The organism is Streptomyces sp. NRRL B-1347 (assembly GCF_000720325.1).
In the GTDB taxonomy this organism is placed as follows: Bacteria; Actinomycetota; Actinomycetes; order Streptomycetales; family Streptomycetaceae; genus Streptomyces.
In genome coordinates this window covers 77922-95435 of sequence record NZ_JOJM01000020.1, presented here as the reverse complement: position 1 = coordinate 95435, position 17514 = coordinate 77922, and the positions used below count along the sequence as shown (strand labels likewise).

20 protein-coding genes are annotated in these 17514 nt (G+C 74.0%); 10 read left to right on the top strand and 10 right to left on the bottom strand.

Annotation, left to right across the window (positions count from 1 at the left end):
- Positions 1-44 precede the first annotated feature (44 nt).
- The 4 genes from IG74_RS0119050 to IG74_RS49495 all read right to left on the bottom strand — a co-directional run bounded on the left by IG74_RS0119050 (position 45) and on the right by IG74_RS49495 (position 1743).
- Positions 45-446 carry a hypothetical protein gene (locus tag IG74_RS0119050; protein ID WP_030678233.1) on the bottom strand — a complete coding sequence of 134 codons (402 nt, stop codon included), beginning with the start codon at positions 444-446 and terminating at the stop codon, positions 45-47.
- A 285-nt stretch (positions 447-731) separates the two neighbouring features.
- Complete coding sequence (locus IG74_RS0119045; RefSeq protein ID WP_030678231.1) at positions 732-932, bottom strand: helix-turn-helix domain-containing protein; 201 nt, start codon at positions 930-932, stop codon at positions 732-734.
- Complete coding sequence (locus IG74_RS0119040) at positions 929-1474, bottom strand: hypothetical protein (RefSeq protein WP_078868879.1); 546 nt, start codon at positions 1472-1474, stop codon at positions 929-931. The genes IG74_RS0119045 and IG74_RS0119040 overlap by 4 nt, the downstream gene beginning before the upstream one ends.
- Positions 1471-1743 carry a WhiB family transcriptional regulator gene (locus IG74_RS49495; protein ID WP_107058971.1) on the bottom strand — a complete coding sequence of 91 codons (273 nt, stop codon included), beginning with the start codon at positions 1741-1743 and terminating at the stop codon, positions 1471-1473. Before IG74_RS49495 ends, IG74_RS0119040 begins: the two co-directional genes overlap by 4 nt.
- A 370-nt stretch (positions 1744-2113) precedes the next feature.
- Here IG74_RS49495 and IG74_RS0119035 point away from each other — a divergent pair, with 370 nt between their 5' ends.
- Complete coding sequence (locus tag IG74_RS0119035) at positions 2114-2482, top strand: helix-turn-helix domain-containing protein (protein ID WP_051855025.1); 369 nt, start codon at positions 2114-2116, stop codon at positions 2480-2482.
- A 33-nt stretch (positions 2483-2515) separates the two neighbouring features.
- The gene (locus IG74_RS0119030) at positions 2516-3070 is read left to right on the top strand and encodes a hypothetical protein (RefSeq protein WP_030678223.1); all 555 of its coding nucleotides are present in this window, start codon (positions 2516-2518) and stop codon (positions 3068-3070) included.
- A 73-nt stretch (positions 3071-3143) separates the two neighbouring features.
- Here IG74_RS0119030 and IG74_RS0119025 read toward each other — a convergent pair whose 3' ends face one another.
- Both IG74_RS0119025 and IG74_RS0119020 read right to left on the bottom strand, forming a co-directional pair.
- Positions 3144-4349: a lipase family protein gene (locus IG74_RS0119025; protein ID WP_030678222.1), complete on the bottom strand. Its 1206-nt coding sequence runs from the start codon at positions 4347-4349 to the stop codon at positions 3144-3146.
- A gap of 98 nt (positions 4350-4447) precedes the next feature.
- Positions 4448-5473 (bottom strand): AraC family transcriptional regulator, encoded by a 1026-nt coding sequence (locus IG74_RS0119020; RefSeq protein ID WP_037825724.1) that lies wholly within the window; start codon positions 5471-5473, stop codon positions 4448-4450.
- 167 nt (positions 5474-5640) lie between these two features.
- On the opposite strand from IG74_RS0119020, the gene IG74_RS0119015 reads away from it, so the two are divergent.
- Positions 5641-7425 carry an AMP-dependent synthetase/ligase gene (locus tag IG74_RS0119015; protein WP_051855019.1) on the top strand — a complete coding sequence of 595 codons (1785 nt, stop codon included), beginning with the start codon at positions 5641-5643 and terminating at the stop codon, positions 7423-7425.
- A 102-nt stretch (positions 7426-7527) separates the two neighbouring features.
- Here IG74_RS0119015 and IG74_RS0119010 read toward each other — a convergent pair whose 3' ends face one another.
- Complete coding sequence (locus IG74_RS0119010) at positions 7528-7842, bottom strand: AzlD domain-containing protein (RefSeq protein ID WP_030678215.1); 315 nt, start codon at positions 7840-7842, stop codon at positions 7528-7530.
- On the bottom strand, positions 7839-8573 hold the full coding sequence (locus IG74_RS0119005; protein ID WP_030678213.1) for an AzlC family ABC transporter permease: 735 nt from the start codon (positions 8571-8573) through the stop codon (positions 7839-7841). The genes IG74_RS0119010 and IG74_RS0119005 overlap by 4 nt, the downstream gene beginning before the upstream one ends.
- Positions 8574-8781: 208 nt before the next feature.
- Here IG74_RS0119005 and IG74_RS0119000 point away from each other — a divergent pair, with 208 nt between their 5' ends.
- On the top strand, positions 8782-9297 hold the full coding sequence (locus tag IG74_RS0119000) for a helix-turn-helix domain-containing protein (RefSeq protein WP_037825722.1): 516 nt from the start codon (positions 8782-8784) through the stop codon (positions 9295-9297).
- A gap of 38 nt (positions 9298-9335) precedes the next feature.
- Here IG74_RS0119000 and IG74_RS0118995 read toward each other — a convergent pair whose 3' ends face one another.
- A complete protein-coding gene (locus IG74_RS0118995; RefSeq protein ID WP_078868876.1) occupies positions 9336-10376 on the bottom strand; it encodes a MurR/RpiR family transcriptional regulator in 1041 nt (346 codons plus the stop codon).
- Positions 10377-10467: 91 nt separating this feature from the next.
- Here IG74_RS0118995 and IG74_RS0118990 point away from each other — a divergent pair, with 91 nt between their 5' ends.
- Genes IG74_RS0118990 through IG74_RS0118965 form a run of 6 tightly spaced genes read left to right on the top strand, consistent with a single transcriptional unit; the run spans position 10468 to position 16949 of the window.
- Complete coding sequence (locus IG74_RS0118990; protein WP_030678204.1) at positions 10468-11706, top strand: C45 family autoproteolytic acyltransferase/hydolase; 1239 nt, start codon at positions 10468-10470, stop codon at positions 11704-11706.
- Positions 11703-13385, top strand: coding sequence for an ABC transporter substrate-binding protein (locus tag IG74_RS0118985; protein WP_030678201.1), 1683 nt, complete (start codon positions 11703-11705; stop codon positions 13383-13385). The genes IG74_RS0118990 and IG74_RS0118985 overlap by 4 nt, the downstream gene beginning before the upstream one ends.
- Before the next feature lie 6 nt (positions 13386-13391).
- The gene (locus tag IG74_RS0118980) at positions 13392-14357 is read left to right on the top strand and encodes an ABC transporter permease (RefSeq protein WP_420709914.1); all 966 of its coding nucleotides are present in this window, start codon (positions 13392-13394) and stop codon (positions 14355-14357) included.
- Positions 14354-15202, top strand: coding sequence for an ABC transporter permease (locus IG74_RS0118975; protein WP_030678195.1), 849 nt, complete (start codon positions 14354-14356; stop codon positions 15200-15202). The genes IG74_RS0118980 and IG74_RS0118975 overlap by 4 nt, the downstream gene beginning before the upstream one ends.
- On the top strand, positions 15202-16149 hold the full coding sequence (locus IG74_RS0118970; RefSeq protein WP_030678190.1) for an ABC transporter ATP-binding protein: 948 nt from the start codon (positions 15202-15204) through the stop codon (positions 16147-16149). The genes IG74_RS0118975 and IG74_RS0118970 overlap by 1 nt, the downstream gene beginning before the upstream one ends.
- Entirely contained in the window at positions 16146-16949 is an 804-nt protein-coding gene (locus IG74_RS0118965) for an ABC transporter ATP-binding protein (protein ID WP_030678186.1), read from the top strand. The genes IG74_RS0118970 and IG74_RS0118965 overlap by 4 nt, the downstream gene beginning before the upstream one ends.
- 327 nt (positions 16950-17276) lie before the next feature.
- Here the strand turns inward: IG74_RS0118965 and IG74_RS0118960 are convergent, their stop codons facing one another.
- A complete protein-coding gene (locus tag IG74_RS0118960) occupies positions 17277-17480 on the bottom strand; it encodes a cold-shock protein (protein ID WP_016645643.1) in 204 nt (67 codons plus the stop codon).
- Positions 17481-17514: the final 34 nt, after the last annotated feature.

Here is a 17514-nt window from a genome sequence, read left to right as displayed (position 1 = left end):
GGCCCCGCCGGAGCAGGCGGGGCCGTGGCCGGGCAGGCACGGGCTCAGGCCAGGCGCAGTCGCAGCTGGACCGTCGTGAGGTAGCGGTTGCCCCGTGGACGGTTGTAGTCCGGCAGCCAGCGCGGCCCGTCGGACTCGGCGACGTCGGTGACGACGGCGCTGCCGTGGGCCGTCCCGGCCAGTCCGAGGACGCAGGCCCGGGCCGCGAGGGCGACGGCGTGCGCCGCCGTCTTGTCCGGGCCGTACGCCTCCAGGTCCAGCAGCGGCTGGTCCAGGTGCTGGTCGTCGACCCAGGCGCCGCCGACGCGGGAGACGAGGACGGCCTTCTGGGTGCCGTCGAATCCGGCGGGCGGACGGTTGTCGACCGTCGCACCGGCCAGCTCGGGGCGGTTCTTCAGGAAGTCGACGATCAGGCGTTCCGCGTCGGGGAAGTCCAGGACGCTCACATGAATGCTCCCTTCGCTGGGCAGCGAAAAGCGGCAGGTCCGCCGCCCCGGTCCGGGGCGCAGCTCTGCCGCTGCTCCAAGTGTGAGCGAGGGGGCTCCGGGTCGCAACTCACGTACCTGAGCTGGGACGTTGTGGATCGGTCGCCCAGCGGGGTGCGGCTCGTGCGCGGGTCGGCGGGGCTCGTGCGCGGTGCTTCGGACGCGGAAAGGGCGGGCCTCGCAGTGAGGCCCGCCCTGTCTTCTCCGCCGCTATCCGGCCCGCCGTCGCTATCCGGCCCGCTGTCGCTATCCGGCCCGCCGTCGTGCCGTCCGCTCCGCCGCGAACACGTCCTCCAGGCGGTACAGATGCCGCCGTCCCTGGCGCCCCGCCGCCGCGAGGTGCCCGAGCTGCACCCACTTGCGGATGGTCGCGGCCGACACGCTCACTTCGGCCGCGGCCAGCTCTCCGGTGATGAGGGGGCCGCCGTCACCCCGTGCCGCACTCATCCGGTACCGGCCTCCGCGCCCTCGAGGACATGGCGGCACACGGGGTTCACGCACATCACCACCGCCCGCTCCGGAAACGCCCGCAAGGACACCGAGTCGCAGGCGGGGCAGCGCCCCGCGACGCGCAGCAGCTGCTCGGGGTCGCCGAGCGCCCGCGCGCAGCGGTACGTCATGCGGCGGGCCTCGTCCGCGATGTGCGCGGCCAGGTCGGGGTGGTCCGCCACACGGCCCAGCAGCCCGGCGACGCGCCGCAGACGTACGGGTACGGGCGCGGGCGCCACCCGGCGCAGGCCGAGCCGGTCACGGACCGCATCCTCCAACTCCACCACGCCGTCGGTGATGTCGCGGATCGCGTCCGAGACGTACAGGCGGACGGGCGCGGCCGTGCCGCCGACGCGGGTCGGCCCGGGGCGCTCGCGCAGGGTGCGGGACGTGCTCGGGGTCAGCTCGGCGAGCAGGTCGGGGAAGCGCCGCGCGAGGGCGCCCAGCCACACGGCGGGGCCGTCGCTGTCCAGGAGCGAGGGCGCGGTCGCGGCGCTCATGCCGCCACCTCCCGGCCGTTGCGCCATAACCGGCCCCCGCTGACGCCGTCGAACCAGGTGTGCGCGGGGTCGACCACGGCTTCGCACTCCTTACGGATGGGGCACTGGTTGCAGGCTCGCAATACCGCGGCGGCTTCGGAGGGGATTCTGGTGAACACGGAGTGTTGTGGAAGATCGGCGCAGGCGGCCGACCTGCGCCAGTCGAGGTGCTCGCCCCCGGTGCCGGGTCGGATGAAGTCCGGGCTGGTCGGGGCGGGTTGTGGCGACATCGTTGAAGCAGGCACGTGTAAGCCCTCCCAAGATGTGGGAACATTCGTTCGAGCGTGACGAACGAGCTCTCAGCGTCGCATGGTGCGTGTGCGCACGCAAGCTGTCATGGGTCTGGCGGGAAGGGTGCGTCGATGGTCGAACTCGCATGTGCAGTGCGTGGGTTGACGGAATCTCCACGAATGCGTGCGTGCACGCACACACGGCGGTGCGCGCACGCTCGATACGCTGCCCACCTCGCGACGAGGGGAGAGCGATCACATGCGTCCGAGTTCGGGGGCTACCGCACGCAGGGGCCAGGACGTCGACGGGGACGCCGGGAGGGACCGTACCGACGGGCTTGACGAGTTCGCCGGCTGGATCGAGGACCTGATGCGCCGCCGGGGCTACGACATCGACAGTCCGCGCGGCGGCGGCAAGTCCAAACTCGCGGACGACGCCGGGGTGCACCGGGCGGGCGTCAGCAGGCTGTTGCAGCGGCAGAGCATGCCTGACCTGGAGACGATGCGGCGCCTGGCCGCGGTGCTCGACGTGCCGCTGCGGGACATGCTCATCCGGTCGGGGCGGCTCACGGAGGAGGATCTTCCGCTGTCCGGAAACCAGCGGTCGGACGGAGGGGCGGCGGATTACCGGATGAGTCCGGAGGAGGCCGCACGGAGAATGGAAGTCCCTGTGGAACTACAGGAGTTGTTCGTGAGGGTGGTGAGGCAGTTCCTGCCGGAGGGCGGCGGCGGTGGGTAACGGCCAGATGCCTTCGGGGCGTTGAGGAGGGATATGGAGATGGTCAACGCGGGGGACGGGCCGGAGGGGTCGGCGCACGGTGCGCGGGACGCGGGCCAGCGGCTCGTGGTCGAGCTCCTCGCCGAACTCGGTGACAAGGTGCGCGAGGTCGGCGCGGAGCGCGTGCGCGTCGTCACCGAGGAGGAGGTCGAGAGGGACCGCGCGGCCTGGTTCCGCGCGGGCTGGCAGGAGCGGGGCCGGGAGCCCGGCGCGGGGAACACGGCGTGCGCGTGCTCCGGACAGGAGGCACCCGCAGGGGCCCGGTCCGGCGCTGACCGCGCCTACCCGGAGCGGGCCCCGTTCGGCACCGCGTACGGCGAGGATCCCGCGCGCCCGGAGAGCCCGTCGGGCACCCCGCGCGGCCTTGCCTACGGCGAAGACCTCGGCCCCACTCGCGGCACGGGGCACCCGGACACCGAGGGGGCGCCGGTGCGGCGGCTGCGCGTGCGGGAGTTCCCGGAGCCGGGCCGTCCCGGCACGGCGCGGCACGCGCCCGGCGACCCCGGACACGCGGCCCCCGGACGGCACTTCCCGGACGGCAGGTCCTGACTTCCGGGGCGACGTCACGGGGGCGCCGCGCGGGCGGGGTCCCGGCCCGGGCGGCGCGTGGTGCGGGTGGGGGTCAGCAGTTGCTCCGGGCCGGTTTGCCGGCGAAGCGGTCGGCCAGCCACTGGGTGGCCAGGGGGGACTGGGTGATGACGCCGCTGACGTGTTCGCCGAGCGGGATCGTGTGCCACTCGACCTGCGCGCCCTTCGCGCACCAGTCCGCGCGGACCTGCTTGCCGGTGCCGTACGGGATCAGTTCGTCGGCGAGCGCGTGGTAGAGGTACACGGGTGCGTCGGGGGCGCGGGTGCCGACCTGGGACTCGCGCAGGCGCTGGCGCCAGTCGGGCTGCTCCAGGGGGTTCCTGGTCGTCACGTCGCTGATCTTCTTGAAGGCGCCGAGCACCGAGCCGTCGGCCACGCAGCTGTCCCGCAGCTTGCCGATGAGGGAGGTGCCCAGCGGGTTGAGGTACGTCTCCAGGTCCAGCTCGGGGAACGCGGCGTTCTGGCCGATCGCCGCCATGAAGATCAGGCCCGCGCCGTACGAGCCGTCGTTGAAGGCGGCCACCTTCAGCAGGTCGCCGGGCACGCCGCCGGTCGCCGTGCCCTTCACCTTCAGTTCGGGGGCGTACGAGCCGTGCAGCTCCGCCGCCCAGGAGGTGGCCTGGCCGCCCTGCGAGTAGCCCATGATGCCCACCGGCGAGTCCTTGGAGAGACCCGCCCCGGGCAGCCGGATCGCGGCGCGGGCCGCGTCGAGGACGGCGTGCCCCGCCGCGCGGCCGACCGTGTACGTGTGGTCGCCGGGCGTGCCGAGGCCCTCGTAGTCGGTGACGGCGACGGCCCAGCCGCGCAGGGTGAGCTGCTGGATGAGGTTGGCTTCGAGGGTGGTGCCCCGGGGGAAGCCCGCGCTCGGCGCGCAGTGGTCGCCGACGCCGACCGTGCCGACGGCGTACGTGATCAGCGGGCGCGGGCCCGTGCGCCCGTCCTGCGGCACGATGACCGTGCCGGAGACGGTGTTCGGCTCGCCCTTCGCCGTCGTCGAGCGGTAGTGGATCTTCCAGGCCTTGGTGTGCGTGGGCTGGCCGGGCAGGGGGTGGAAGGCGCTGGGCTCGGTTGTGACGATGTCACCGGGGGCGCTCGCGGCTCCCGGTGCGCCGTCCGAAGTCTCCGTGCCACCAGGGGTGTTCGCGTCGTCCGCGTGCGCGGGGGTGGTGGCGAGCGTCGCGGCCGCCAGGCCCGCCGCCGCCGTCACCGCCAGCCATCTGAGGGACGTACGTACGTGCATGCGGGTCTCCCAACTGTGCGTGGGGGGCTGGGTCGTTGGTCGCCCAGACGCCGACGACCGTAGTGACTCGCGAGTAAGGACGGGGCTGACGGGAACGCTCAGCTTCGTTGACCGCCGGGACCATCGCGGTACGCGTACCGGTACGCCCCCGGCGTCGTCCCCGTCCACCGCCGGAACGCCCGGTGGAACGCCGTGTCCTCCGAGAAGCCGAGCCGCGCCGCGAGGTCCGCGATCGGCTCCCGGCCCTCCGCCAGGCCCGCGATCGCCGCGTCCCTGCGCACCGCGTCCTTCAGCTCCTGGTACGACGTGGACTCCTGGGCGAGGCGGCGGCGCAGCGTCGACGGGCTGAGCGCGAGGCGCGCCGCGATCTCGCCGAGCGAGGGCAGGCGCGGCGAGGCGCGCAGCGCGGTGGCGAGGGTCAGGCGCACCTGCTCGGCGACCGTGGTGCCGTACTCGCGCCGCGAGAGCAGGTCGAAGGGGGCGCGGCGCAGCATCGCGGAGAGCGCGTCCTCGTCGCGCACCAGCGGCGCGTTCAGCCAGTGCGGGGCGAGCCCGGCGCCGGTGTGCTCGGCGCCGAAGCGCACGGGGCAGCCGAAGAGCAGCTCGTACTCGTCCTTGTGCGGGGGCGGCGGATGCCCGAAGTCGGCCCAGCGCAGCGGGATGCGGCGGCCGATCAGCCAGCTGCACAGCCGGTGCCAGATGATGACGAGGCACTCGGCGAGGAAGAAGTCCTGCTCCAGGTCGTTGCGCACGGTGAAGACGGCGGCGTCCCGGGTGCGGGTGAGCACGAGGTCGGGGCCGCCGGGGAAGAGCCCGTAGAAGGTGACCCCGCGCTCCATGGCCGCGCCCAGGTCGCGGCAGCCGAGCGCGGCGTAGCACATCATCGCGAAGGTGCCGGGCCTGCTGGGCGAGGAGCCGAGGCCGAGGAACTCGTCCTGCGTCGAGCGGTACAACTCCCGGAAGAGCCGGGCGAACTGGGGCGCCGTGATCCGGGCGCGGTCGTCGCCGAGCAGCAGGGGCGGGATCTGTGCGCTCTGGAGCAGCGGCACGGTGTCGATGCCGCGCCGCTCGGCGCCGCGCAACACGGCCCGCACGTGGTGCACGGTGATCGTCCGCCTGGCCATGACCATGACGTTAGTCGCCGGGCACCTGCTCAAGAAGGGAGCGCTCGCGGGCGTGCGCGGGGTTGGCTGATTCACCGCGGGGGCGCGCGGTGGTGAGCGCGGGGGTCAGCCGTGGTGACGTTTCGCGTCATGCCGTCCGGTCGGTCCGCGTCCTTAGCGTCGTGCGCATGACGGAACGCGTGCGCACGACGGAACGGCTGACGCACCGGCCCCCGACCCTGTCCGTGCTCGCGGAGTGGGCGGCGGACCGCCACGGCGAGCTGCCCGCGCTGCGGTTCAAACGCGCCGGGGGATGGCGGGAGGTGTCCTACCGGGCCCTGCGCGACGAGGCGCGGCGGGTGGGCCGGGCGCTCGTCGGCATGGGCGTGGCGCCCGGCGACCGCGTCGCGGTGCTCGCCGAGACCCGCGCCGAGTGGACGTACGCGCACCTCGGCGCGCTCGCGGCGGGCGCGGTCGTCGTGCCCGTCTATCCGACGGCGGGCGCGGACGAGACGGTCTGGGTGCTGGGGGACTCCGGCGCCTCGGTGGTGCTGTGCGAGGACGCGGCGCGCGTCGCCGACGTGGAGCGGCTGCGCGCCGAGCTGCCGGGCCTCCGTCACCTCGTGGCGATGACCGACCCGCAGGCGTACGCGGACGCCGCCGGGGTCACGGACGAGGTGCTGCTCGACCGGGCGGGCGGCCGCGGGCCCGCGGACCCCGCGACCATCATCTACACCTCCGGCACCACGGGACCGCCCAAGGGCTGTGTGCTCACCCACGGCAACCTCGGGGCCGTGCAGGACGCGTCGCTGCCGCTCATCGAGGGCGGTCCCGGCGACGCGACGTACCTCTATCTGCCGCTCGCGCACCTGCTCGCGCAGCTCATCGAGTTCACGACGCTCATCGACGGCGGCACCATCGTGTACTTCGGCGGCCGGATCGAGGACGTCGTCGCCGAGCTGGCCGAGGCCCGGCCGACGCATCTGCCGTCGGTGCCGCGCCTGTTCGAGAAGGTGTACGCGACGGTGCTCTCGCTCGCCGAGTCCCAGGAGGGCGGGCGCGAGCGCTTCGCGGAGGCGGTGCGCGTGGGCGTCCTCGCGGCGGACGGGGCGCTGCCGCCGGAGCTCAGGGAGGCGCACCAGGCCGCGGACGAGGCGCTGTTCGGCCGGGTCCGGCAGGCGCTCGGGGGGCGGCTGCGGTGGGCCCTCACCGGCGGCGCGCCGATCGCCCCGCATGTCCTGGACTTCCTGCGGGCCTGCGGCATCCAGGTCTTCGAGGGGTACGGGATGACGGAGTCCGGGGGCCTCATCAGTCTCAACCACCCCGGCGCGGTCAAGTACGGCACGGTGGGGCGGCCCATCGAGGGCTGCGAGGTGCGGATCGCGGACGACGGCGAGGTCCTCGCGCGCGGGGCCAACGTGTTCCCCGGCTACCACGGCGACCCGGCCGCGACCCGGGCGGCGCTCGACGCCGACGGCTGGCTGCACACCGGTGACCTGGGCGCGTTCGACGAGGACGGCTATCTGACCATCACCGGGCGCAAGAAGGACCTCATCATCACCTCGGGCGGCAAGAACCTGACGCCGTCACTCGTCGAACTCGCCGTGCAGGCATCGCGGTTCGTCTCGCGCACGGTCCTTGTCGGCGACCGGCGGCCCTACCCCGTCGCGCTGATCACGCTCGACGCGCAGGAGGTCACGGGGTGGGCGGGGCGCGCGGGAGTCACCCTCACCGAGCCGCTGTCGGCCGATCCGACGGTCCGCGCCCTCGTCAAGGAGGCCGTCGACGAGGCGAACGCGAGCCTCTCGCGCCCGGCCCGGATCCGCGGATTCGCCGTCCTGGACGAGGACTTCACGATCGATTCCGGGCTTCTGACACCGAGCCTGAAGGTGCGGCGGCAGGCGGTGGCCGAGCGGTACGGGTCGGTGGTGGAGGCGCTGTACGGCGGGTTGCGACAGGGTGGAGAGGCGTAGCGGGCGTTGTACGGCGGCCTACGGCAGGGCGGCGAGGCGGGGCGGGCGCTGTACGCCGGGTCGCGGAAGCCCGGCGAGGCGTTGCGGGCGCTGCACGGTGGCCTACGAAAGCCCGACGAGGCGTAGCAGCGCCGTGGCGCCCGCCGCGCCCAGGACCACCATCACGAACGGCGCGCGGCGCCAGGCGAGCGCCGCCCCCACGAGCACTCCCGCCGGGCGCGACCAGCCCGCGAAGTCGTGCCCCTCGGTGAAGGCGCCGGTCGCCAGGAGCGCCACGAGGATCACGGTGGCCCCGACGGTCAGCAACTCCTGCATGCGTACGGGCAGTTCCACCCGGCCCTGGAGCAGCGGTCCGGCGAGCCGGAAGACGTAGGTCCCGGCGGCCAGGGCCAGGACGCAGACGAGCTGGGCGTTCATGCGGCGCCTCCGGCGGGACGGCGGCCCGTCGCGAGCAGGCCGAGGAGCGCGAGCAGCACCGGCAGGCCCGCGGGCAGGACCGGTGTCGCCGCCACCGCGAGCACGGCGCCGACGGCGGCCGCCCGGCGCGCGCCGCCGTCGGCGTCCCGCAGGACGGGCAGGACGAGGGCCACGAGCACGGCGGGGAACGCGGCGTCGAGCCCGAACCGCGCGGTGTCGCCGAGCGCGGAGCCGGCGAGGGCGCCCGCGAGCACGCTCACGTTCCAGGCGATGAACAGGCCGATCCCGGATATCCAGAACGCGGCCCTGCGCCGCCGCGGGTCGGGCTGGGCCAGGACGAACGCCGCCGTCTCGTCGGTGACCAGGTGCGCGCCCACGAGCCGCGCGGCCCAGGAGCGGCCCATGCTGTCGGCCACGGCCAGGCTGAAGGCCGCGGTGCGGGTGTTGAGCAGCAGGCCGGTCGCGGCGGCGGCCGCGGCGCCGCCGCCCGACGTGAGCACGGCGACCGCGCTGAACTGGGCGGAGCCCGCGTACACGAGCAGCGACATGGTGACCGGCAGCCACACCGGCAGGCCGCCCGCCACGGCGATCGCGCCGAAGGACACCCCGACGACGAGGTCGGCGAGCAGGACGAGGGCGATGCCGCGGAGCACGTCGGAGGGCAGGTCGGAGAAGCGGACGAACCCGGGTGTTCGTTCTGTCGGGTCATCCGTTCGGTGTGTCGAACGCATGCGTCGTAGGATGGTTCAGGGGGATCATGTTCGTCAAGGCGAACGATTGGACTGGTATGCCGAACGGTCGGGAGTCGTAAGGGTGAGGACGGACCAGAACAGCGAAGGTGCCGGAAGCGGCGCGCAGGTCCCTGGGGCCGCTGGGGGCCCTGGCGGCTCTGGTGCTCCTCGCGCCCCCCGCGCCCCGCGTGAATGGGTCGCCGAGGCGCTGCGCCGGGAGCGGGCGCGCGCCGGACTCTCCCTCTCCGAGCTGGCCAAGCGCGCCGGAATCGCCAAGTCCACGCTGTCCCAGCTGGAGGCGGCGACCGGAAATCCGGGCATCGAGACGGTCTGGGCGCTCGCCGTGGCGCTCGGAGTGCCGTTCAGCGCGCTGATGGAGTCGCCCGCTCCGGCCGTCACCGTGATCCGCGCGGGCGAGGGCCCGGTCATGCACGCGGAGCGCTCCTCGTACGCGGGCACGCTGCTCTCCCGGGGACCGTCCGGCATCCGCCGCGACATCTACCACGGCGCGATGGAGCCCGGCCCGGCGCGCGAGTCCGACCCGCACAACCCCGGCACCGTGGAGCATCTGATCGTCTCCACCGGCCACCTCCTCGCGGGGCCGCGCGACGAGCCGGTGGAGCTGTTCCCCGGGGACTACATGTCGTACCGGGGCGATGTGCCGCACGCGTACGAGGCGTTGCTGCCGGGGACGACGTTCGTGCTGGTCATGCAGCACGTGTAGAAGGGTGGGGCCCTGGGTCAGGGACTCCCCGAGGAGGGCTACGCCTTGCGCGGTCTGGGGGCCAGCAGCTGCTCGCGCAGTGCCGTCAGCTGGTGTGACGTGTCCACGGCCCGGGCCTCGTCGAGCGTGGCCAGCGCGAGCAGCAGCACGTCCGCCACGACGAGCGCGGTCAGCGCCTCGGTGGTGATCCCCGTGGGAGTGTGCGGCGCGGTGAGCACCGCGTCCACGCGGCCCCCGTACCGCTCGGCGAGCTCGTCCGTCACCAGCAGGACCCGCGCCCCGACGGCCCGCGCCCGCTCGATGAACACGGAGAGCTCCGCCAGGTCCCGCCCCGGCTGGAAGATCACCACCGCGTCGCCCTGGCGCAGCGCGAGCAGGTGGTCGGCGAGGGCGAACCCGGTCGCTCCCACATAGCGCGCGCGCCGCCCCACGCGGCCGAGGGTGAGGGCCAGGTGCCGCGCGGCCAGCTCGGACGCGGCGACTCCGTACGCGTGGATCTCGCCCGCGTCGGCGAGGACGCCGACGGCCGTGCGCAGCGCGTCGTCGGGGGTCAGGCGGCGGGCGTGCTCGATGCGCTCCTGAGCCTCGTCGAAGACCTCGTCCCAGATGCCGCCGAGGTCCCGGCCGACGTGCGCGATGCGCTTGGCGAGCCGCACCTCGGGCGCGACCGCCGCCGTGAAGTCCGTGGCGAGGTCGCGCTTGAGCGCGGGCAGGCCCGCGTATCCGAGGCGCTGCAGGGCGCGCACGACCGTGGCGTTGCTGGTCCCGCTGGCCGTGCCCAGCTCCTGCGCGGAGGCGAAGAGCAGGGACTCGGCGGGCACGCTCGCCAGGTACTGGGCGACGGCGCGCTCGGATGCGGACAGGGTCTCCCAATGGCCGCGCACGGCGGCGCGCAGCCGCGCGGCACCGCCGGCGTCGTCCGCGTCGTCCGGTGCGTCCGCCGCCCCGCCGGTCGCGCCCGGCGTGCCGGGCCTGGCGGCTCCGGCTGCTGCGCCTGCGCCGCCTGCCCTGCCTGTCTCGTCCGTCGTTCCGCCGGACCCGTCCACCGCTCCGCCCTCCGGCGGCTCTGAAATCTTCATTACAGGTCTTGACTCCCGTGTGATGGACGTTACATGCTGGATGGTACGTTCCAAGCATCGAGCTTTTCGTAATCGACGTTACAGGAGAAGAATGGCGCCGCGCACCACCTCCGACCGATCCGCCCGGGTCCTTCCCGTGGTCGAGATCTCCGGCACGCCGACCGAGCGCGGCCGTCAGTACGGCGAGGCCGTCCGCCCCCAACTGCACGCGGCACTCGGGTACTACGCGGCCGCGTTCGGCCAGTCGGCGGGCCTGACCTGGGAGCAGGTGACCGCCCGGGCCGCCCGCTGGCTCAAGCCCGTCCGGGAGTACGCGCCGTACCTGGAGGAGGAGATGGCCGGCATCGCGGACGGCGCGGGAGTGGACCTGCTCGACGTCCTCGCGCTGAACGCGCGCGGTGAGGTGATCTACGACAGATCCTTCAAGCGGATGGCGGCGGACGGGCCGGTGGCGGGCGAGCCCGTGACGGGCGAGCCGGTGGAGGGCGAGCGGGCGGAGGGCGCGGACGCCGAAGCGGCCTCCGACGGCTGCACCTCCTTCGCGGCGTACGGCCCGGCCAGCGGCGACGGCCATGTGTACGCGGGACAGAACTGGGACTGGCGCGCGGGCGTGGCCGACACCGTCGTGATGCTGCGCATCGTGCAGCCCCCGAAGCCCACCCTGATCATGCAGGTCGAGGCGGGCCAGATCGGCCGCCAGGGGGCCAATTCGGCGGGCATCGCCCTGAACGCGAACGGCCTCGGCGGGCGCTTCAGCGACGCGGTGGGCCTGCCGCAGACCGTGGTGCGCCGCAGCGTGCTCGACCAGCACGCCGTCACCGACGCCGTGGACGTGCTCTGCCGCACCCGCGCCCACATCGCGTCGAACGCGCTGCTCACCTGCCGCGAGGGCTTCGCCATCGACCTGGAGACGACCCCCGCGGGGCACGGCTGGATGTATCCGAAGGACGGCCTGCTCGTGCACGGCAACCACTACCAGGCGGGGGTCCCCGCGGCCCTGGCCCCCGGCTACCGCCCCCTGTCCCCGGACTCCCTGGTCCGCGTCCCGCGCGCGGAGGAGGGCCTGGCCGCCCTGCGCGGCGCCACCGGGCCCGACGAATCACTCAAGATCATCAAGCAGGCGATGTCCGACCACCTGGGCCACCCCGAGTCCCTGTGCACCCACCCCGACCCGCGCCGCGCCGAGCTGAGGCAGTGGGCCACCCTCGTCTCCTCCTGCGTGGACCTGACCACCGGCGACTACCGCGTCACGGCGGGCACCCCCTGCGACCGCGACTACCAGCACCTTCCCTGGAACCTGTACGACGGCCCGTTCGGAGACGCCAGATGACGCACCGACCGACGGAACCACCGGGCAGGGCCGCGGCCGTGCCGCGCCGTGCGGCGCGCGCCGCCGCCGGGCTCGTCGCGGCGTCCCTGCTCGCCGCGGGCTGCGCGGGAGCCGACACCAACGCCCTCGGCGGCGCCCCCGCGGACGCCGCGAAGCTGACCCTGCGCGCCACCACCCCGCCCGCGCAGGGCCGCCTGGAGAAGGCCGACTGGCTCCTGGAGGACGAGCCCGACTCGCTCGACCTGGACCGCCAGGGCGGCAGCGCCGGACGCGTGGTCCTCACCAACATCTGCGAGCGGCTCTACCAGCTCCAGCCCGACATGAGCGTCAAGCCGTTCCTCGCCGAGAAGGCCCGCACGCCGGACGACCGCACGCTCGTCCTGACCGTCCGCGACGGCGTCACCTTCCACGACGGCTCGAAGCTCACCGCCGCCGACGTGCTGTGGAGCCTCAAGCGGCACGCCGCGAAGGACATGGAGCAGTCGGACGAGTTCGGCAACGTGGCCTCGATGCGCAGGACAGGACCCCGCGAGCTGACGATCCGCTTCAAGGAGCCCGACGCCCTGTTCACCAAGGCCCTCGCCGGCGACGCGGGCATCGTGTGGAACCCCCGCCGGGTCACCGACGCGGGCAAGGAGTTCGGCACCCCCGGCCAGGAGGACGCCTGCTCGGGCCCGTACCGCCTCAAGGAGTGGAAGTCCGGCGACTCGCTCACCATCGAGGCGTACGCGGACTACTGGGGCAAGAAGCCCCTGACCCGCCGCGTCGTCTTCCGCTGGGCCTCCGACAGCGCACTGGTCAACGCCCTGCGGACGGGCGCCGCCGACGGCACCTACGCCGAGTCGCCGAACACGGCCGCGGCACTGCGCCGCACGAAGAGCCTCCGGCAGTACTACGGCCCCTCCACCGCCTCGCTCGTCCTCATCCCCACCGCGCGCGGCGGCCTCAAGGACCCCGCGATCCGCCGCGCCCTGTCCCTCTCCCTGGACCGCAAGGGCATCGCCAACTCCGGTTACGGCGGCCTGGTGCAGCCCTGGGCCGCCCCCGTCGGCGCCGGGGCCTGGGGCTATGAGCGGCCCCTGTTCGCCGCCGCCCAGAAGAAGCTGGGCGCCACCGCCCCCGCGACCCCGACCGCCGCCGACCTCGCCGAGGCCAAGAAGCTGGTCAAGGAGGCCGGCGCCCCCGGCGACCCCGTCGTCATCGGCACCGACAGCAGCCAGGGCCGCACCGTCGTCGCCAACGCCACCCGTGCCGCGCTCCAGCGGATCGGGGTGCGGGCGCAGATCAAGACCGTGCCGCCCGCGCAGTTCGAGGAGTTCTACAGCGACCCCCAGGCCCGCGCCGACATCGACGTCCTCGTCGGCGACTGGTACATCTCCAAGGCCGACCCCATGGGCTTCTACGACAACGGCCTGTCCGACTCCTCCAACAATTGGGTCGGCTTCAAGGACGCGGCGTACGACCGCCTCGTGCGCAAGGCCCTCGCCACGCTCGACGACACCGAGCGGGCCCGGCTCACGACCGAGGCCCAGCGGCGGTTCGTGGACGCCGCCGTGTGGATCCCCCTCGCCCAGGTGCCGACGGCCCTCGTCCTCAGCGACCGGCTGACCGGACCGCCCGCCTCCCAGTCGTACCTCTACTACCCGTGGGCCGCCCTGCTGGGCGCGCGGAAAGGCTAGGCCGCCATGGGAATGGGAAAGGGCATCGCCGTCCGCCTCGTCCGGCGCCTCGCGGGCGTGCTCGCCACGCTCCTCGCCGCGTCCTTCGTCATCTTCGCCGCCGTGTACGCCGCGCCCGGCGACCCCGCCGTCTTCCTCGCGGGCGGCCGCGACAAGCTGACCCCCGAGCGCCTGGCCCAGGTGCGCGCCGAGTACCACCTGGACGAGCCGCTGGCCGCCCAGTACGGCCGCTGGCTGTGGGACTGCCTGCACCTCGACCTCGGCCGGTCCTTCAAGTACAGCGACCAGGTGTCCGACCTGGTGGCGGCCCGCTTCCCGACGACGCTCCAACTCGTCCTGTACGCCACCGTCCTGTTCGTGGTCCTCGGCGTGGGCGCCGGGGTCCTCGCCGCCGTGAAGCGGTCCACCTGGGTGGACTCCGCGGTGGTCGGGATCACCACGCTCGCCGCCTCGGTGCCGTCGTTCGTCGCGGCGATCGCCCTGGTGTCGTTCTTCGGGGTGCGGCTCGGCTGGTTCCCGGTGACCGGCAGCGGCTCCGGCTTCCTCGGCACCGTGCACCACCTCACGCTGCCCGCCCTGTCGCTGGCGCTCGGCGCGCTCGCCCTGGTCAGCCGCGTGACCCGGCAGGCGATGGCGGACGCGGCGGCCTCCGACCACGTGGCGGCGGCCCGCGCGTCCGGCGTGCCCGAGCGCGAGATAGTCCGCCGCCACGTGCTGCGCAACGCGCTGGGGCCCATCGTCACCATGTGCGGCCTCGTCATGGCGGGCATGCTCGCCGGCACCGTCGTCGTCGAGACCGCCTTCGGCCTCAGCGGCATCGGCTCCCTGCTCGTCGGCGCCATCAACACCCACGACTTCCCCGTGGCCCAGGCCGTCCTGCTCCTGATGGTCACCGGCTACATCGTCGTCACCACGGCCGTGGACGCCGTCCACCCGCTGCTCGACCCGCGCGTGAAGGAGGTGCGCTCATGACCCTCACCCTGAGCGGTACGAACGCCGTGAAGGCGGCCGGGGGACGGCGCCCCGTCGGCGTCATGGCCGCGGGCGCGCTGCTCGGCCTCGTCGTCCTCGCGGCCGTCCTCGCGCCCCTCCTCGCGCCCTACGCCCCGGACGCCATCGACCTGTCCTCCTCCCTGGTGGGCACCGGCCGCGAGCACCTCCTGGGCACCGACTCCTCCGGCCAGGACCTGCTCTCCCGCGCCCTGTACGGCGCGCGGACCAGCCTGGTCGCGCCGCTCCTGCTGCTCGCCGTCGCCGGGGTGCTCGGCGTCACGCTCGGGGTGCTCGCGGCCTGGTGCGGCGGCTGGGTCGACACGCTCGTCTCCCGCCTCACGGACGTGATGTACGCCTTCCCCGGCCTGCTGTTCACCGTGCTGATCATCGCCGTCTTCGGCACCGGCACGACGACGTCCGTCCTCGCCCTCGGCCTGGCCTTCACCCCCACCATCGCCAAGTACACCCGCTCCCTCGCCCTGTCCGAGGCCCGCAAGCCGTACGTCGACGCGTACCGCGTGCAGGGCATGGGCGGCGCCCGCATCTGCGCCTGCTACCTCATACCGAACCTGGGCCGGTCCGTCCTCGGCTATCTCGTGGTCCTCTTCGGCGAGGCCCTGATGTCCCTGGCGACGCTCTCCTACCTGGGCTTCGGTGCCCAACCGCCGTCCTCGGACTGGGGCCTGATGGTGCAGGAGGGGCAGGCGGCGATCGTCCAGGGCGCGATGCTCCCCGCCCTGGTGCCCGGCACCGCGATCGCCCTGGTCGTGGTCTGTTTCAACGTCGTCGGCGTCTGGGCCGCCGACCGCCTGGGGAGGCAGTGATGCTGCTCGACATCGACGACGTGACCGTGACCGTGCCGGGCGCCGCCCGCCCGCTCCTCGACTCCGTGTCCCTGCGGGTCGCCGAGGGCGAGGTGGTGGCCCTGGTCGGCGAGTCGGGCTCGGGCAAGTCGACGACCGCGCGGACGGCGCTCGGCCTGCTGCCGGACGGGGCGGCGGTCTCCGGTTCCGTGCGCTTCGACGGCACCGAGATCCTCACCCTGACCGGCGAGCCCCTGCGCGCCCACCGCGCCGGGTCGGTCGCCCTGGTCCACCAGGACCCGCGCGCGGCCCTCAACCCGGTGCGCCGCGTCGGCGACTTCCTCACCGAGCGGGGCGCCACCCGCGCCGAGGCCGTCGAACTCCTCGCCTCCGTCGGCCTGCCCGACCCCGGGCGCCGCGCGCGCCAGCGTCCGCACGAGCTGTCCGGGGGCATGCTCCAGCGCGTCGTCATCGCGGGCGCCCTCGCCGCCCGCCCGCGGCTGCTCCTGGCGGACGAGGCCACCAGTGCCCTGGACGTCACCACGCAGGCCGACATCCTCGCCCTCCTGCGCACCCTGCGCGCCGAGCACGGCCTCGGCCTGCTGTTCATCACCCACGACCTGCACCTGGCGGCGGCGTACTGCGACCGCGTGTACGTGATGTACGCGGGCCGCGTGGTGGAGGAGCGCACGGCGAAGTCCCTGTTCGCGACCCCCGCCCACCCCTACACCCGCGGCCTGCTGTCCTGTTCCCCGACCCTGGACGCCCTGGACGTCCCCCTGCGCCCGATCCCGGGCCGCCCGCCGTCCCTTTCGGACGTGTTCGAGGGGTGCGCGTTCGTGGAGCGGTGCGATCAGGCGCTGCCGGAGTGCGGGACGTGGACCCCGGCGCCGGTGCCCCTGCCGGACGGGGGCGCGTCCGCCTGCCTCGCCGCAGGCAGCACTCTTGAGACCGAGGTGAAGCCGTGACCACGACCGCCCTGCTCCAGGCCACCGGGCTGAGCAAGACGTACCCCCTGCCCGGGGGCGGCACCCACCGGGCCGCGGACGACGTGAGCTTCACGGTCCCCGAGGGCGGATCCCTCGGCATCGTCGGCGAATCGGGCTCCGGCAAGACGACCGTGGCCAGGATGCTGGTGGGCCTCGTCCCGCCGGACCGGGGGGAGATCGCCGTGGCGGGCCGCCCGCGCGCGCCCCGCACTCCGCGCACCTCCCGGGCCCGCCTGGCCAGGGCACGGGAGATCCAGATGGTCTTCCAGGACCCGTACGTCTCCCTGGACCCGAGGCTCACCGCCACGCAGTGCCTCCGTACGGCGCTGCGCCTGCACGGCAAGGACGAGAAGGGCGGTGCGGCGGCCCGCGATCTCCTGGACCGCGTGGGCCTCGGCGCACGCGAGGCGGACGCGCGCCCCCGGGACCTCTCGGGCGGTCAGCGCCAGCGTCTCGCGATCGCCCGGGCGCTGGCGGTGGATCCGCGGGTCCTGGTCCTGGACGAGGCCGTCGCCGCCCTTGACGTGTCGATCCAGGCGCAGATACTCCTGCTCCTCCGGGAGATCCGGGAGGAGACGGGCGTGGCCCTGGTCTTCGTCAGCCACGACCTGGCGGTGGTGCGGCACGTCACGGACGAGGTCCTGGTGATGCGCCGGGGCGTGGTGGTGGAGCGGGGGCCGACGCCACTGGTCCTCGCGGCCCCGGAGCACGCCTACACCCGCCTGCTCCTGGCCAGCGTCCCCAGCGAGGGCTGGACCCCCGAACGCACCCGGCTCTAGCCCTCGCGGGTGCGCCCCAGGCCCGCCCCTTCCCGATCCGGGGGCTCCGCCCCCGCGCCCCCGTTTGTCGGCGCTCCGCGCCTCGTCCTCAAACGCCGGACGGGCTGGATGGTGCCGCTGCGGGCCGCAGACGAGACGCAGCCCGCACCGGAGATTTCCAGCCCGTCCGGCGTTTGAGGACGAGGCCGCAGGCCGACGAACCCCGCCCAGGGCGCCCCCGCCAGAAAAAGGCAGGGGCCCCGCGGTCTCGCCGAAGCGAGGGTGCGGGGCCCCTTGGGTACTGCTTCCGTCCGGATCAAGCCGCCCTTATGGGAGGCAAGCCGCCCCTTAGGCGGGGGTGACGTTCTCCGCCTGCGGACCCTTCGGGCCCTGCGTGACGTCGAAGGTCACGGCCTGGTTCTCCTCGAGGGAACGGAAACCGCTGGCGTTGATCGCGGAGTAGTGAACGAAGACGTCGGGGCCGCCGCCTTCCTGGGCGATGAAACCAAAGCCCTTTTCGGCGTTGAACCACTTCACGGTTCCGGTAGCCATAAGCCCTCCTTGGGCCAAAGGGTTGCCCTGCTCC